The following is a 13,865-nucleotide window of genomic DNA, read 5'->3' as shown; positions in this document are numbered from 1 at the left end:
TTAATATACCATTCATATCAGGTAATGAGCTATCGTTTTAAACTGGTCTTGTTATTGGCAATTCTGCCTGCGGTGTTAACCGCCCAGGAGTACAAGAGCCATCGTATTCTTCAGGATCGTTTATCCATTCAACTTTCGGAAGGGGTTTTGAATATTATCCCTTTAACCGAAAAATCGGTTCGAATACAATGGGAAAAGGAATTGAAGGAAGAAAGACAGTTTGTATTGGTCAATCAGATGCCTGTTCCGGCATTTAAGGTTTCAGCATCCGGGGAGGCCATTCAGTTGAACACAAAGATGATCAGTTTAACATTTAACAAGCAAACGGGGGCGATTGAATACCGTGATAATAAGGGGAACCTGTTTTTACAGGAGAAGGCCGGTAGCCGAAAGTTGATCGCAGATACCATTGGCGGAGAGAAATGTTATTTGGCAGAACAAGGGTTTGATTCGCCGAAGGCGAATATCTGTTTGGTACCGGACAGTTCCAGGACGGGCATTTTAACCTCAGGAACATCAGCCGAAAACTGATCCAGGTGAATTCGCAAATCGCGATTCCGTTTCTTTATTCCAGCAGGGGATTCGGGCTTCTATGGCACCAGTATGGCCTCACAGAATTAAACCCGGCAGATAATTTCGTTCACCTCTCTCAACAGGTTACAGCAACAAGCGAGGTCAGTCAGGTCGAAGTTACCACCACCTCCGGAACCCAACGCATTTCACGGCAACAGACCCTTTATGGTGGAAATTTCACCGTTGAACAGGAGGGCGATTATACCATGATGCTGGACCTGGGGAATATGGAAAGCCGACACCTGCTGGTGATTGACGGCATTCCCTGTGTTGACCAGACAAATCTCTGGCTTCCTCCAGCGGCCAGCAAAATAGTGCATTTAAAGGTGGGAGAACATAAGGTGCAGGTTGTTTGTAAGTCGACTAATTTTCCAAGATTGACCTGGAAGCGGGTGGAGAATGAAACAGTACTACGCTCTGTAAATGCAAAATCTCTCGATTATGTGATCTTCTATGGAGAAAATGCAGATGATGTGATCCACACCCATCGCCAACTTTCCGGACAGGCGCCCATGCTTCCCTTATGGGCCTATGGGTTTTGGCAATGCCGGGAACGGTACACCTCGGGTGATCATCTGGTAAAAACGGTGGAGGAGTTTCCTCGCAGAGAACTTACTATGGATGTCATTGTACAGGACTGGCAGTATTGGGGTAAACATGGTTGGGGTGTTCCCCAATTTGATACCACGCATTACCCCGAGCCGGAGAGGTTCATAAAAAAATTGCATGATCTCCATGCCCGTTTTTCCATTTCTGTGTGGGAGAACCTGGATAAAAAATCGGAGGTAGCAAAAGAGTATTTGGATAAAAACCTTTACCTGAACAATAGCCCCTGGATCGATATATACAATCCCGAAACACAGAAAACACATTGGAATGTGTTGAATAAAAATTTATTCAAACTGGGCGTGGACTCCTGGTGGATGGATGCCACCGAGCCCGAAAATGATGCCCTGGTAGGGAAGGACACCTATTTTGGCCGGGGCGATTTTTACCGGCTTACCTATCCCTTGTTTGTAAGCAAGGCTGTTTATGAAGGGCAGCGTGCCACCGATCCTTCCAAGCGGGTGGCCATACTCACCCGATCTGCTTTCTTAGGACAGCAACGATATGGAACCATCAACTGGTCAGGCGATATTGGCTGGAACTGGGATGCCTTTAAACGACAGATCGTTTCCGGATTAAATTACTCCATGACCGGGATGCCTTACTGGACCACCGATATAGGAGGTTTCTTTCGTCCCGGTGCCGGCCAATACACGGATACCTTGTACCATGATATTCTTACCCGGTGGTTTCAATTCGGGACATTCAATACGATCTTCCGGATTCATGGTTATCAAACTGAAACCGAACCCTGGAAATATGGCGATACGGTCATGAGCCATATGCGTAGCATGCTGAACCTGCGCTACCGGTTATTGCCCTATATCTACTCGGAGGCCTGGCAGGTTTCAAAATACGGCAGCACCATGATGCGGCCTTTAGTCATGGATTTTGGAAATGATACCATGGCGATCAGCCAATCCTATCAATATATGTTTGGGAAGTCCATGCTGGTGGCCCCTGTTACAGCACCCGGAGTGAAGGAATGGAATGTGTACCTGCCCAAATCTGCAGGTTGGTATGACTTCTGGACAGGAAAAAAATATGCCGGTGGCCAAACGGTTCTAGCTGCTGCACCACTTGTGCAGATACCTTTATTCGTTAAAGCCGGATCCATAATCCCGATGGGTAGGGTTTTACAGTATACATCTGAAAAACCAATGGATACAGTTGAACTTCGGATTTATACCGGCGCAAATGCAAAGTTCATGCTATACATGGATGAAGGCGATAATTATAATTACGAAAACGGGCTTTACGGTCTTATACCTATGACCTGGAATGACCTGGCACATACTTTAACGATTGGTAACCGGGAAGGCAAATGGACAGGCCCACTGGAAAAAATGGTATTTCGCATCGTGTGGGTGGATGAGTCAAACAAAAGAGCCACGGGAAGTCCCGCCAAGGTTAAAACGGTGAACTACATTGGAAAGCAATTAGTTGTCCGCAAATAAGGATGTTATTAAGTGGTAGAAAATTGTGTGCAATCGGTTGCCATAATTTCTTACCTTAGGGCTTAAAGCCTTTGCTATGCCTTATAGATTTAAACCCCTCTTTGCCCTCTTTCTGGGGGTATTAGCTGTTAACCTTCTTTTCGCACAAAACCCGCTCATTACAAATCAATACACGGCCGACCCAACTGCCAGGGTCTTTGGCGACCGTGTTTACATCTTCCCCTCGCACGATATCCTGGCCCAGGAGGGAAAAGGAAGGATAGGTTGGTTTTGCATGGAGGATTACCATGTATTTTCTTCGGGTGACCTAACCAACTGGACCGATCATGGGGTTATTGTTCAACAGAACAAAGTGCCCTGGGTACGTCCGGATAGCTATAGCATGTGGGCGCCTGATTGTATTGAGCGCAATGGGAAATATTATTTTTACTTCCCCACTTCGGCTGCAGATACCACTAAATATGGGAGGGGCTTTTCCATTGGGGTTGCCATCGCCGATCGCCCCGAGGGGCCCTATGTACCCGAACCAACACCGATCATTGGTGTGCATGGCATCGATCCCAATGTACTCATTGATGATGATGGACAGGCCTATTTGTATTGGTCAGCCGGAAATATCTATGGGGCCAAACTTAAGCCCAATATGCTGGAGCTTGATTCGGAAGTGAAAATACTGGGTGACCTGCCTACCAAAGGTTTGAAAGAAGGGCCTTTTGTGTTTAAAAGAAATGGCCTGTATTATCTGACCTACCCACATGTGGAGAATAAAATTGAAAGACTGGAATATGCTGTCAGCAAAGACCCGCTTGGCCCATTCAAAATAACCGGGGTGATCATGGATGAATCGGCTTCGGGATGCTGGACCAATCACCAATCCATCATGAATTTTAAAGGTCAATGGTATCTGTTTTATCATGATAAGGACCTTTCCCCCAACTTTGATAAAGCACGTTCGATACGCGCCGATAGCCTTTTCTTTAACGAGGATGGTACCATCAGAAAAGTGATTCCTACGCTGCGAGGAATCGGGGTTTCAGCAGCGCACCAGAAAATTCAATTGGACAGGTATAGTGAAATCAACCCAGTCGGTACATCTGTCGATTTCCTCGACACAACCAACCGGTTCCTGGGATGGAAGACCCTTTTTGAAAAACAAGGCGCCTGGGTGAAATACAATACAGTGGATTTTGCCAAAAAGAAATTCACGCATGTGTGGGTCAGGGCCCGTTCATTGAATGGGGGCTCCCTGGAGATCAGGTCAAAATCGGCCAGTGGCGCCTTATTAGCTAAAGGGAAACTGGATCCTGGTGCAAACTGGTACACCTACAAATGGCCGGTACTAATTTCTCCTACCGGGATCAATGATCTAGTAGTAAAAAGCGTGAGCGAAGGTCAGATAGAACTGGATTGGATCCAGTTTGAACCGGCTCAGGCTACCAATCCGGTTGTATTTGCCGATGTGCCAGATATGTCCATGATCCGGGTGGGGGATACCTATTATGCCAGTAGCACCACCATGCATTATAACCCGGGTGTGCCGATCATGAAATCCAAAGACCTGGTCAATTGGAAACTGATCGGCTATGCGTATGATACCCTGGCCAACCTGGATGAGTTGAACCTTGAAAACGGAAAGAGTACCTATGGCCGGGGCTCCTGGGCCAGTTCTCTCCGGTATCATAAGGGTTTGTATTACGTGAGCACCTTTGCTCAAACCACCAATAAGACCCACATCTTTGTTACTTCAGATATAGAGAAAGGAAAATGGAAGCGTATCGAGTTTGGCCCCAGCCTGCACGATCATTCCCTTTTTTTTGACGATGACGGGAAGGTGTATTTGCTGTATGGAAACAAGAAACTGACATTGGTGGAATTAAAGGCTGACCTGTCTGGTCTCAAACCGGGAGGCCTTAACCAGGTGGTGGTTGAAAATTCAACACAACCTACTGACGGGATAGCACCCAGTGGACTTGGGGAAGGGTCACAATTATTTAAAGTAAATGGGAAATACTATCTGTTCAATATTACCTGGCCCAGGGGCGGCATGCGTACGGTGGTTGTACACCGGGCGGATAAAATCACTGGCCCCTATGAAGGGCGTATTGCCCTCCAACATCTGGGGGTAGCACAGGGTGGTTTGATCGATATGCCTAACGGTAACTGGTATTCCTACCTATTTCGTGATAATGGCTCAGTGGGTCGTATTCCTTACCTGGTTCCTGTAAAATGGGTGGATGGATGGCCGGTACTGGGAGAAGAGGGGAAGGTCCCGGATCTGCTGAACCTGCCAGCTAAGAAAAGTTTGATTCCCGGGATCGTAGCCTCCGATGAGTTTGTTCGAAAAACGGGAGAACCCAAATTGCCTCTTGTCTGGCAATGGAACCATAACCCAGATAATAGGCTATGGTCTTTGGAAAAGAGAAAAGGTTTTTTGCGTTTGACAACCGGAAGGGTGGATACCTCCTTTTATCTGGTCCGCAATCTGCTGACCCAACGAACCATAGGCCCTGTATGCACGGGCACCACCACATTGGATGTAACGAAAATGAAAGATGGTGATTTTGCCGGTATGGCCCTCTATCAAAAACGATATGGACAGGTAGGGGTAAAACAGGAAGCAGGCAAAAAATGGATCGTAATGGTGAGTGCAGAATCAGAGAATGCCGTGGAAAGGGAAAGAATACCCCTGGAGCAAGGCACCGTATTCTTCAGGATCAGCTGTGATTTCACCGATCGAACCGACACCGGCTATTTCTTTTACAGCCTGGATGGAAAGAACTGGAAACCCATTGGCGCTCCGCTGAAAATGACCTATACACTTCCCCACTTTACAGGTTACCGCTTTGCCCTCTTTAATTATGCTACCCAACAGGCGGGTGGGTATGTAGATTTTGATTATTTCCGCATACGTGAGTGAGATTTGTCACAAACTTGCGTCAACTGCATTCGTGATGGAGGTCACGTAATATAGATTTTTCCCGGACGACCTTTGTCCCATCATGAAATACATAATCATTGGCGCCGTTGCAGGTGGAGCCAGCACAGCCGCCCGACTCAGAAGAATGGATGAACACGCAGAGATCATCTTATTTGAAAAGGGAGAATACGTTTCTTACGCCAATTGTGGATTGCCCTATTATATCGGGGATGTGATCACGGAAAGAGAAAAATTGTTTGTGCAAACCGCTTCGGGTTTTCGCAACCGCTTTGCGATCGATGTGCGGGTGCAATCGGAAGTGATCGCCCTTGATCCAACCAATAAAAATGTTTCGGTGAAAAATCTGATCACCGGAGAAGAATATATCGAAACCTATGATAAATTGGTCCTGTCTCCAGGCGCCGAGCCGGTACGACCACCATTGCCCGGTATCCAGGAACAAGGGATATTCACCTTGCGTAATGTGGGTGACACAGACCGTATCAAAAACTATGTACAAGGTTTCCTCAAAGGAAAAGCCGTGATCATTGGTGCCGGATTTATCGGTCTTGAAATGGCCGAGAACCTGCACCATTTAGGCATGGATGTATCCATTGTGGAAATGGGTGACCAGGTGATGGCACCGCTGGATTATTCCATGGCCGCGTTGGTACAACAGCATATCCGATCGAAAGGAGTTCATTTATATTTAGAAACAGCCGTTACTGGTTTTGAACGGACAGAAAGTGGTTTAACTGTAATGGTAAAGGATCGGGAACCGCTGCCAGCCGATGTAGTGATTCTTTCGATTGGAGTACGTTCCGATATCCGGCTGGCCAAAGCAGCCGGACTCGAGATCGGGAAAGCAGGTGGGATCTTTGTCAATGAATTTCTCCAAACCTCCAATCCCGACATCTATGCGGTCGGGGATGTGATCGAATTTAATTGTCCCATTACGCATAAACCTTCGAATACTTTCTTAGCAGGTCCCGCCAATAAACAAGGCCGTATCTGCGCCAATAATATTGTTTTTGGTAATTCGCGTACCTATAAGGGTGCGATCAATACAGCCATTGCAAAAGTGTTTGATATGACCGTGGCCACCGCCGGTGTCCCCGTGAAGAAGCTCAAGGCCAATGGTATGGAGCCGCTCGTATCAACCACTTTTAATGGTTCACATGCAGAATACTATCCCGGAGCAGAAAAGATGACAATTCAATTGGCCTATGAACAAGAAACGGGAAAGTTATGGAGTGCCCAGGTAGTTGGCTATGAGGGCGTGGACAAACGGGTTGACCTGCTGGCTACTGTCATTAAGAATGGAGGCACAATCTATGATCTGACTGAACTGGAACATGCCTATGCACCTCCTTATTCTTCTGCAAAAGATCCGGTGAATATGGCCGGGTTTGCTGCCGAAAATGTGTTGCAGAAAAGAGTGCAGCCTTTCTACTGGCCCGAAATTCAGGAGCTCACCAAAGAGGATTATCTACTCGATGTACGCACGGTCGAGGAATTCGGCAAAGGTTCGATCCCCGGAGCGGTCAATATTCCCCTCGATGAAATGAGACAGCGCCTGAATGAGATTCCCACAGATAAAACAGTTTATCTGTTTTGTCAGGTAGGCATGCGAGGTTATCTGGCTTCCCGGATTTTGATGCAACATGGGTTTGAGGATGTTCGAAGTTTGTCGGGTGGGTATCGGTTGTGGGATGCCTGTACAACCGAAAAGGACTTACTTAGGGTAGAAGAACTGGTATAAAGTGCAAGCTCCTATTTCCCTAACTTGCACTCCAAAAATTCCCCATGCCCCAATCCTTTCTCATTGACGGCATACGTTCTCCCATCGGTAGTTTTGGCGGTGCCCTTTCACCAGTCAGGGCAGATGATCTTGCAGCGCATGTGATCAAAGCCATAACAGACAGAAACCCGGCTATCCCTACCTCCGATATCGATGAGGTCATTTTTGGTTGTGCTAACCAGGCAGGGGAGGATAACCGTAATGTAGCCCGCATGGCCTTGTTACTCGCGGGTTTGCCCATTACTATCCCCGGTGAAACAGTCAACCGGCTTTGCGCTTCAGGCATGTCGGCCATCATTCATGCCCATCGGGCCATTCAGTCGGGGGATGGCGATATTTTTATTTCCGGAGGCGTTGAGCAGATGACTAGGGCCCCCTGGGTCATGTCAAAAGCCAGTAAGGCCTTTGGAAACGATGCCCGGTTGGAGGACAGCTCCTTTGGTTGGCGGTTTATCAATCCAAAGATGAAGGAACAATATGGCACCGATGCCATGGGAGAAACGGCCGAGAACCTGGTTGATCTGTATAAAATTTCGCGGGAAGACCAGGACCGATTTGCCAACTGGTCACAACAAAAAGCGGCCCGTGCACAAGCTTCTGGGCGTTTAGCCAAGGAGATCATGCCGGTTCAGCTTTCAGGAAGGGCGGGAATAACCCTGGTTGATCAGGATGAATTCATCAAACCAACTACAACCCCTGAGATACTTGCCAAACTTAAACCCGCCTTTCGGAAAGAGGGAACGGTTACTGCAGGAAATGCTTCGGGATTGAACGATGGGGCGGCAGCAACGTTGATCGCTTCTGAATCAGCAGTCAAAAAATTTGGGTTGCAACCCATGGCCCGTATCGTTGCCTCCGCTGTAGTGGGAGTGGAGCCACGCATCATGGGTATAGGTCCGGTAATGGCTTCACAAAAAGCACTTCAAAAAGCGGGACTCACATTGGATGAAATGGACATCATTGAAATAAATGAAGCGTTTGCCGCGCAGGTATTGGCTTGTACAAGGCAATTGGGCTTAAAGGATGATGACCCGCGTATCAATCCAAATGGCGGAGCTATTGCTTTAGGGCACCCATTGGGGATGTCGGGTACACGGATCACCTGGTCGGCAGCGATGGAGTTAAACGAACAGCAGAAGAAGTATGCACTGGTAACCATGTGCATCGGTGTTGGCCAAGGATATGCGGTCGTTCTTGAGCGCCCTTAGTGAGAAATGGTATTCAGTAACCAATCCATCATCTCTTTGTATTTCTCCACCTTGCCATGTTCTGTTTCGCAGTTTACATACGGGATATTTTTTTTACCACAGTACACACTCAACGATCCATCATCCGTACACCCCTCATTATCCTGCAACACGCAATTATACCCTTTTGCTTTAATGGTTTGAAACAGGGACTCTTCGGTCACCAAAAAGAAATCATCCGGGTCTTCATCCGGATTGATAAATACTTTCTTTGCGTCCCTGCTTTTTTCCCCTTCAGCAGCATAGGTAAGTACTGAGAAATACCCCGGGGTATTATTATGCAAAGAAATTACGCAAGTAAGCGATTCAGGAAGTAATTGTAAGAAACGTTCCCCCAATTGTCCGATCGATCTGGCCGCATCGGGATGGAAACGTCCCATCAGTCGCAGGGAACGATCAATGCCATTTTTCGTGAACATTCCATTGGGGTCAAAGGAATAATATCTTCCTTTCACCCGGAAACGGATATATCGTTTGTTCCAGTTCTGGATACGGACCAACTGACCACCCTGCTTTTCCAGAATTGACCGGGTAGCTTGCAAAGCGGTTTGTTCATCATCATGCAAGTGGACGAATACGGTGCCGTTGTTGGTAGGGCCAAACCTGGTGGTGACCAGGGAAAGTTTTCGGTCACCGATCTTGTGAAACACAATTTTTTCGAGGGGTGTTGGACGAGTATGTCCATAGCATACCGTGATCAACAGGAGAAAAAATATAGTACGCGCGGATGCCATGCCTTCGGCTTAATCCACCAATTCTTTTTTCATCAGATCCATTACTTCCTTCTCGATCATTTTCTGGGCCAGGAGGATCATATTCTTAAAAGCGGTTTCGCCTGAGATACCATGGCCGATAATTACCGGTTTGGAAACTCCCAGTACAGGTGTGCCACCATAGATCTCAAAATTGAAGCGATCGAGATAGGGGTGGTGTATATCTTTTTGACTGGTGACCTCATAGATGGATTCGGCCATTTTCAGGATGATATTTCCCACAAAGCCTTCGCAGACCATTACATCGGCCTTGTCCAGCAGGATGTCCCGGCCTTCTATATTCCCGATAAAATGAATGTGTTTGTTTTCTTTGAGCAGGGGATAAGTGGCCTGGGCCAGTATATTTCCTTTGCCCTCCTCTTCGCCCACATTGATCAATCCAACACGAGGATCAGCAATACCCAGTATATGCCGGGCATAAACTGTACCCATGATGGCGAACTGGTTTAGTTGCTCCGGTTTGCAGTCGGCATTGATACCTACATCAAGCAGTAAACCGGTCTTTCCATTTTCTTTGGGTATGATGGTGGAGATGGTTGGGCGTAATACCCCTTCCAGGGCTTTAATGGAAAAAAGGGCACCGACAAGCATGGCGCCTGTATTACCGGCACTGATAAAAGCATCGATCTTTCCTTTGGCCAGCAAGCCAAATCCAACCGCAATGGAAGAATTGGGTTTTTCCTTCAGGGCCTTGGTGGGATGCTCATGCATACCAATGACCTGATCGGTGGGGATGAGAAGTATTTTGTCTTCGGGAATTTGATATTCAGCGAGCAGAGGTCGGATGACTGATTCGTCACCAGTGAGAATAAGTTGGGCGGGTTGAGGGGCCTCCGTGAAATATTTCTTTATGCCTTTAATGGCTTCCAGCGGGGCATAATCTCCACCCATGAGGTCGATTCCGATTTGCATGAGGCAAATGTCGGAAAAACTGGCTACTTGAGGAAGTCGTAATTTGAGCTAATAGCCAATAGCTAATAGCTATTGGCTATTAGTAATTAGTTTACTTCACAGGCGACTTCTCCGCTACTACTTTACCCTTGTAGATCAGCTTTCCTTCGCTCACGTGTGCGCGATGGCGTACATGGGTTTCCCCGGTAGTGCTATCGGTGGTCAGTGTAGCGGCAGTAGCCTTGTAATGGGTCCGGCGTTTAGCGCTGCGTTGCTGGCTATGGCGTCGTTTGGGATTAGGCATATCTTAACTGTTTACTGTATGAATGATTATTTTCCTAAATTTTTAAACTTGTCTAAGCCTTTCCAGATCGGGTTCTCCACCGGTTTTTCCGGGTTTTCCTCCAATCGGTTAAGCATTTCCCGTACAGCGGCGTTGCAATAGGGGCCATCCATCTTTTCAAAATCACAACTCTTTTGCATGGGGATGCTCAGGTTGATGAATTCATAGATCCAATTGGCAACATGCAGGTGGCTTTCTCCTCTTCCGATATAATACACATCCGGATCCTCTTCCTGGTCGTTCATCTCTTCCGGATTCTCTACCATTTTGACCGTTATCGTAAATTCATCCCAAAGTTCGAGGGGAAGATTATTGCTACACCGGTCACAGGTCACTTCCAATTTGCCACCTACTACAAATTTCAGGAGCATAAACCCGGTTTTCTTGTCAAGTACCAGTTTAATCTGGGCCTGGCAGTTCCGAAAATCCTGCTGCTGAAAGGCTGTAAAGAACTTATCTGTTATTTCGTAGTTATATTCATGGGGTCCGGGTTTCAGTCCCACAAAGGCGATCTCATATTCCCGACCTCTGCCCATGGTACAACTTTTTTAAAGAGTTTGCAAAGGTAGGGGAAATCCGGGAAAAATGATATGTGTTTTGTGATTATTTTTACCCCCGACCAGAGCTTAAAGAATTGATTTAAAGATATTTAATTTTTTCCGGGTGCAGCAATACCTGACCAGTCTTTTTCAAATGGCCATGAAGGCCCGTTCCTGGGTCTTCCTTGTCCTGTCGGCCATAGCCATTAAATGGATTTCTCTCTACCCCCCATTCGTAGAGAAATATTACACCTATGGGGTTTACCCGGTGATTTCCACCGTACAGCGCTTCCTCCTGGGCTGGATACCCATCAGCATGGGTGACCTGCTCTATGCCTTCCTGATCCTGGTGGTCCTTTTCCGGGTCGGGAAACTGATCCGGGTCATTTATCAGAAGAAATTCGATAAGGATTATCTGTTGTCTGCCCTCAAACAGGCGATCTTCCTTTTTCTGCTGATCTATGTGTTCTTTTATGGACTTTGGGGATTGAATTACAGTCGGTTAGGTATTTCCCACCAATTGGGTTTGGAAATTAAAAAGTATGAGGTGGCCGAACTGGATTCACTTACCAAAACCCTGGTTGGGCGGGTGAACCAATATGCCGTCCAGGTATCGGATGAAGAGCTTTCAGGCTTCCGAAAAAAGCGTAAACTGTTTCAGGAAAGCCGGGAAGCATTCAGGGAATTGGAAAAAACATATCCCTTTCTCCGGTATGAACCCAAATCCATAAAACCCTCCCTTTACAGCTACCTGGGAAACTACCTCGGTTTTCAAGGCTATTACAATCCTTTTTCCGGGGAGGGGCAGGTCAATACCACGATCCCTCCATTTTTGGAGCCCTTTGTAGCCTGTCACGAGATCGGGCATCAATTGGGGTATGCCCGGGAATATGAGGCCAATTTCATTGCCTTTCTGGCTTGCCGGAACTATGATAATCCTGTTTTCCGGTATTCCCTCTATTTTGATATGCTTCACTATACAATTGATGATCTGTATAGACAGGACAGTGTGGCGGCTAAAAAGTACATTGACCAATTGGACCCGCTGGTAAAGAAACACCGAAAGGACCTGGTGAATTTTTATAAGGGATATCGTAACCCGATCGAACCGGTCATCTCCAATTTATATGGACAATACCTGAAAGCCAATGGACAACCCGAAGGAAAGCGGAGTTATAACCGGATCGTGGCCTGGTTGGTGGCGTATGGGAAAAAATTCGGGGAAGAGGCGTTGTGAAAGGGAGGCAGGTCGGAGGTTGGATGACAGATGACAGAGGACAGATGACGGAGGACAGATGACAGTTGGCGGAGGCTTGCTGTGCGAGAACTCCGGTCTCGCACTTCTAGAATGCCGCCTCCGGCGGCTATCGCAGATTAGATAAAAAAAGAAAAGGTTGTAATTCGAGTCGCCAGAGGCGACAAGACAATCGTGCAAGACCAGAGGTCTCGCACAGCAAGCCTCCGCCATCTGTCATCTGTCCTCCGTCATCCGTCATCTGAATTCAAAACCTATTCTTCCACATCATACTCTCCACCGGCTTATCCCCCTGCATGCTATACTTCGCATTTTTCTTCTTGTTATAAGCTATTTCGATCTCGCCATCTACCGGAAAATAGATCAATTGGCCCACCGGCATTCCTTTATACACTTTCACTGGTTGTTTTACGGAGATCTCAAGGGTCCAGTGACCACAGAAACCAACATCTCCTTTGCCAGCGGTAGCATGGATATCGATACCAAGGCGTCCCGTGGATGATTTTCCTTCCAGAAAGGGAACATGGGCATGGGTCTCGGTATATTCAAGGGTTACACCCAGGTAGAAGACATGGGGATAGAGAACAAAACCCTCTTCGGGTATTTCGAAGTACTCGATCTCATTGTGTTTTTTGGCATCCAGGATATGCTCGCGGTAAGTGGCCAGCCATTTACCCAAATGCACATCATAACTGTTGCTTCCGAGGCATTCCCGGTCATAAGGATCGAGTTTGATCGTTCCCTTATTGATTTCCTCCAAAATCCGCAGGTCAGAAAGGATCATTTTTTGTTATGCTTTTTAATTATCAATTTGCAGGCCAGCAAAGTAAGGATTGATTCCTGTCCCATGCCCATTTTTTTTCAACATACTGTCAACGATAGCACCCGGATCGGGGTATGGAAAATCGAAGAATCCGAAGGTTTCTTCAAGGATTCTGTACCGGTACACCGGGAAGTAAGTCATCCGCATAAACGATTACAGCATCTTGCGGGACGTTTTCTTCTACGTTACCTTTTCCCTTCCTTTCCTTACGAACTGATCCAGATCGCAGATACACGGAAACCCTATCTCCCCAACGATGCCTTTCATTTTTCCATCTCTCATTGTGGTGATTTTGCTGCGGTGATCATCAGCCCCGACCAACGCGTGGGTATCGATATCGAAAAACCGGTAGGAAAACTGGTGAACTTAAAGGAAAAATTTTCTACCGTGGAAGAAAGGGCCCTTTTCCCGGATGAAAGCTTATCCAACCTGACCCTTATCTGGTCGGCAAAGGAAACCGTGTTCAAATGGTATGGTAAAGGCCAGGTAGATTTTCGGGAGCATATTCAACTGAAGAAATACGACCCGGTTAACCAGCAGATATCTGGCTATTTTACAAAGACAAACTTAAATTTTGATATAGCGTTTACCTGGCTGGAGGGGTTGGCGGTGTGTTGGCTGGTGAGGCGTGAGACGTGAG

The 13,865-nt window shown here is 47.0% G+C and carries 12 protein-coding genes; 7 read left to right on the top strand and 5 right to left on the bottom strand.

Annotated features, from left to right (window positions below):
* Positions 1–24: 24 nt before the first annotated feature.
* From J0M30_12385 to pcaF, 5 genes are all read left to right on the top strand, one after another.
* On the top strand, positions 25–531 hold the full coding sequence (locus tag J0M30_12385) for a DUF4968 domain-containing protein (GenBank protein ID MBN8668292.1): 507 nt from the start codon (positions 25–27) through the stop codon (positions 529–531).
* A 5-nt stretch (positions 532–536) separates the two neighbouring features.
* On the top strand, positions 537–2,636 hold the full coding sequence (locus J0M30_12380; GenBank protein ID MBN8668291.1) for a DUF5110 domain-containing protein: 2,100 nt from the start codon (positions 537–539) through the stop codon (positions 2,634–2,636).
* 880 nt (positions 2,637–3,516) lie between these two features.
* On the top strand, positions 3,517–5,553 hold the full coding sequence (locus J0M30_12375) for a family 43 glycosylhydrolase (GenBank protein ID MBN8668290.1): 2,037 nt from the start codon (positions 3,517–3,519) through the stop codon (positions 5,551–5,553).
* A gap of 82 nt (positions 5,554–5,635) precedes the next feature.
* Positions 5,636–7,315, top strand: coding sequence for an FAD-dependent oxidoreductase (locus J0M30_12370; GenBank protein ID MBN8668289.1), 1,680 nt, complete (start codon positions 5,636–5,638; stop codon positions 7,313–7,315).
* Positions 7,316–7,359: 44 nt separating this feature from the next.
* Positions 7,360–8,562 (top strand): 3-oxoadipyl-CoA thiolase, encoded by a 1,203-nt coding sequence (gene pcaF / locus J0M30_12365; GenBank protein ID MBN8668288.1) that lies wholly within the window; start codon positions 7,360–7,362, stop codon positions 8,560–8,562.
* Here the strand turns inward: pcaF and J0M30_12360 are convergent.
* The 4 genes from J0M30_12360 to J0M30_12345 all read right to left on the bottom strand — a co-directional run bounded on the left by J0M30_12360 (position 8,559) and on the right by J0M30_12345 (position 11,144).
* Entirely contained in the window at positions 8,559–9,335 is a 777-nt protein-coding gene (locus tag J0M30_12360; GenBank protein MBN8668287.1) for a hypothetical protein, read from the bottom strand. The two genes, pcaF and J0M30_12360, sit on opposite strands and share 4 nt — an antisense overlap.
* Positions 9,336–9,344: 9 nt before the next feature.
* On the bottom strand, positions 9,345–10,286 hold the full coding sequence (gene plsX / locus J0M30_12355; protein MBN8668286.1) for a phosphate acyltransferase PlsX: 942 nt from the start codon (positions 10,284–10,286) through the stop codon (positions 9,345–9,347).
* Positions 10,287–10,377: 91 nt separating this feature from the next.
* The gene (gene rpmF, locus J0M30_12350; GenBank protein MBN8668285.1) at positions 10,378–10,569 is read right to left on the bottom strand and encodes a 50S ribosomal protein L32; all 192 of its coding nucleotides are present in this window, start codon (positions 10,567–10,569) and stop codon (positions 10,378–10,380) included.
* A gap of 26 nt (positions 10,570–10,595) precedes the next feature.
* Positions 10,596–11,144: a DUF177 domain-containing protein gene (locus J0M30_12345; GenBank protein ID MBN8668284.1), complete on the bottom strand. Its 549-nt coding sequence runs from the start codon at positions 11,142–11,144 to the stop codon at positions 10,596–10,598.
* A 157-nt stretch (positions 11,145–11,301) separates the two neighbouring features.
* Here J0M30_12345 and J0M30_12340 point away from each other — a divergent pair, with 157 nt between their 5' ends.
* Positions 11,302–12,384, top strand: a complete 1,083-nt coding sequence (locus tag J0M30_12340) for a DUF3810 domain-containing protein (GenBank protein MBN8668283.1) — start codon at positions 11,302–11,304, stop codon at positions 12,382–12,384.
* Positions 12,385–12,649: 265 nt separating this feature from the next.
* Here J0M30_12340 and J0M30_12335 read toward each other — a convergent pair whose 3' ends face one another.
* On the bottom strand, positions 12,650–13,186 hold the full coding sequence (locus J0M30_12335; GenBank protein ID MBN8668282.1) for a dCTP deaminase: 537 nt from the start codon (positions 13,184–13,186) through the stop codon (positions 12,650–12,652).
* A gap of 63 nt (positions 13,187–13,249) precedes the next feature.
* Between J0M30_12335 and J0M30_12330 the strand changes: the two genes are divergently transcribed.
* Positions 13,250–13,864, top strand: coding sequence for a 4'-phosphopantetheinyl transferase superfamily protein (locus J0M30_12330; GenBank protein MBN8668281.1), 615 nt, complete (start codon positions 13,250–13,252; stop codon positions 13,862–13,864).
* Position 13,865: the final 1 nt, after the last annotated feature.

This window comes from Chitinophagales bacterium, from assembly GCA_017303415.1.
Classification (GTDB): Bacteria; Bacteroidota; Bacteroidia; order Chitinophagales; family Chitinophagaceae; genus SpSt-398.
The sequence above is the reverse complement of the archived record's forward strand: the minus strand, read 5'-3'. Positions and strand labels throughout refer to the sequence as shown.

Coding starts and splice junctions, on each gene's coding strand:
- J0M30_12385 (MBN8668292.1), top strand. CDS start 25: ATGAGCTATCGTTTTAAACTGGTCTTGTTATTGGCAATTCTGCCTGCG.
- J0M30_12375 (MBN8668290.1), top strand. CDS start 3,517: ATGAATTTTAAAGGTCAATGGTATCTGTTTTATCATGATAAGGACCTT.
- J0M30_12370 (MBN8668289.1), top strand. CDS start 5,636: ATGAAATACATAATCATTGGCGCCGTTGCAGGTGGAGCCAGCACAGCC.
- pcaF (MBN8668288.1), top strand. CDS start 7,360: ATGCCCCAATCCTTTCTCATTGACGGCATACGTTCTCCCATCGGTAGT.
- J0M30_12360 (MBN8668287.1), bottom strand. CDS start 9,335: ATGGCATCCGCGCGTACTATATTTTTTCTCCTGTTGATCACGGTATGC.
- plsX (MBN8668286.1), bottom strand. CDS start 10,286: ATGCAAATCGGAATCGACCTCATGGGTGGAGATTATGCCCCGCTGGAA.
- rpmF (MBN8668285.1), bottom strand. CDS start 10,569: ATGCCTAATCCCAAACGACGCCATAGCCAGCAACGCAGCGCTAAACGC.
- J0M30_12345 (MBN8668284.1), bottom strand. CDS start 11,144: ATGGGCAGAGGTCGGGAATATGAGATCGCCTTTGTGGGACTGAAACCC.
- J0M30_12340 (MBN8668283.1), top strand. CDS start 11,302: ATGGCCATGAAGGCCCGTTCCTGGGTCTTCCTTGTCCTGTCGGCCATA.
- J0M30_12335 (MBN8668282.1), bottom strand. CDS start 13,186: ATGATCCTTTCTGACCTGCGGATTTTGGAGGAAATCAATAAGGGAACG.
- J0M30_12330 (MBN8668281.1), top strand. CDS start 13,250: ATGCCCATTTTTTTTCAACATACTGTCAACGATAGCACCCGGATCGGG.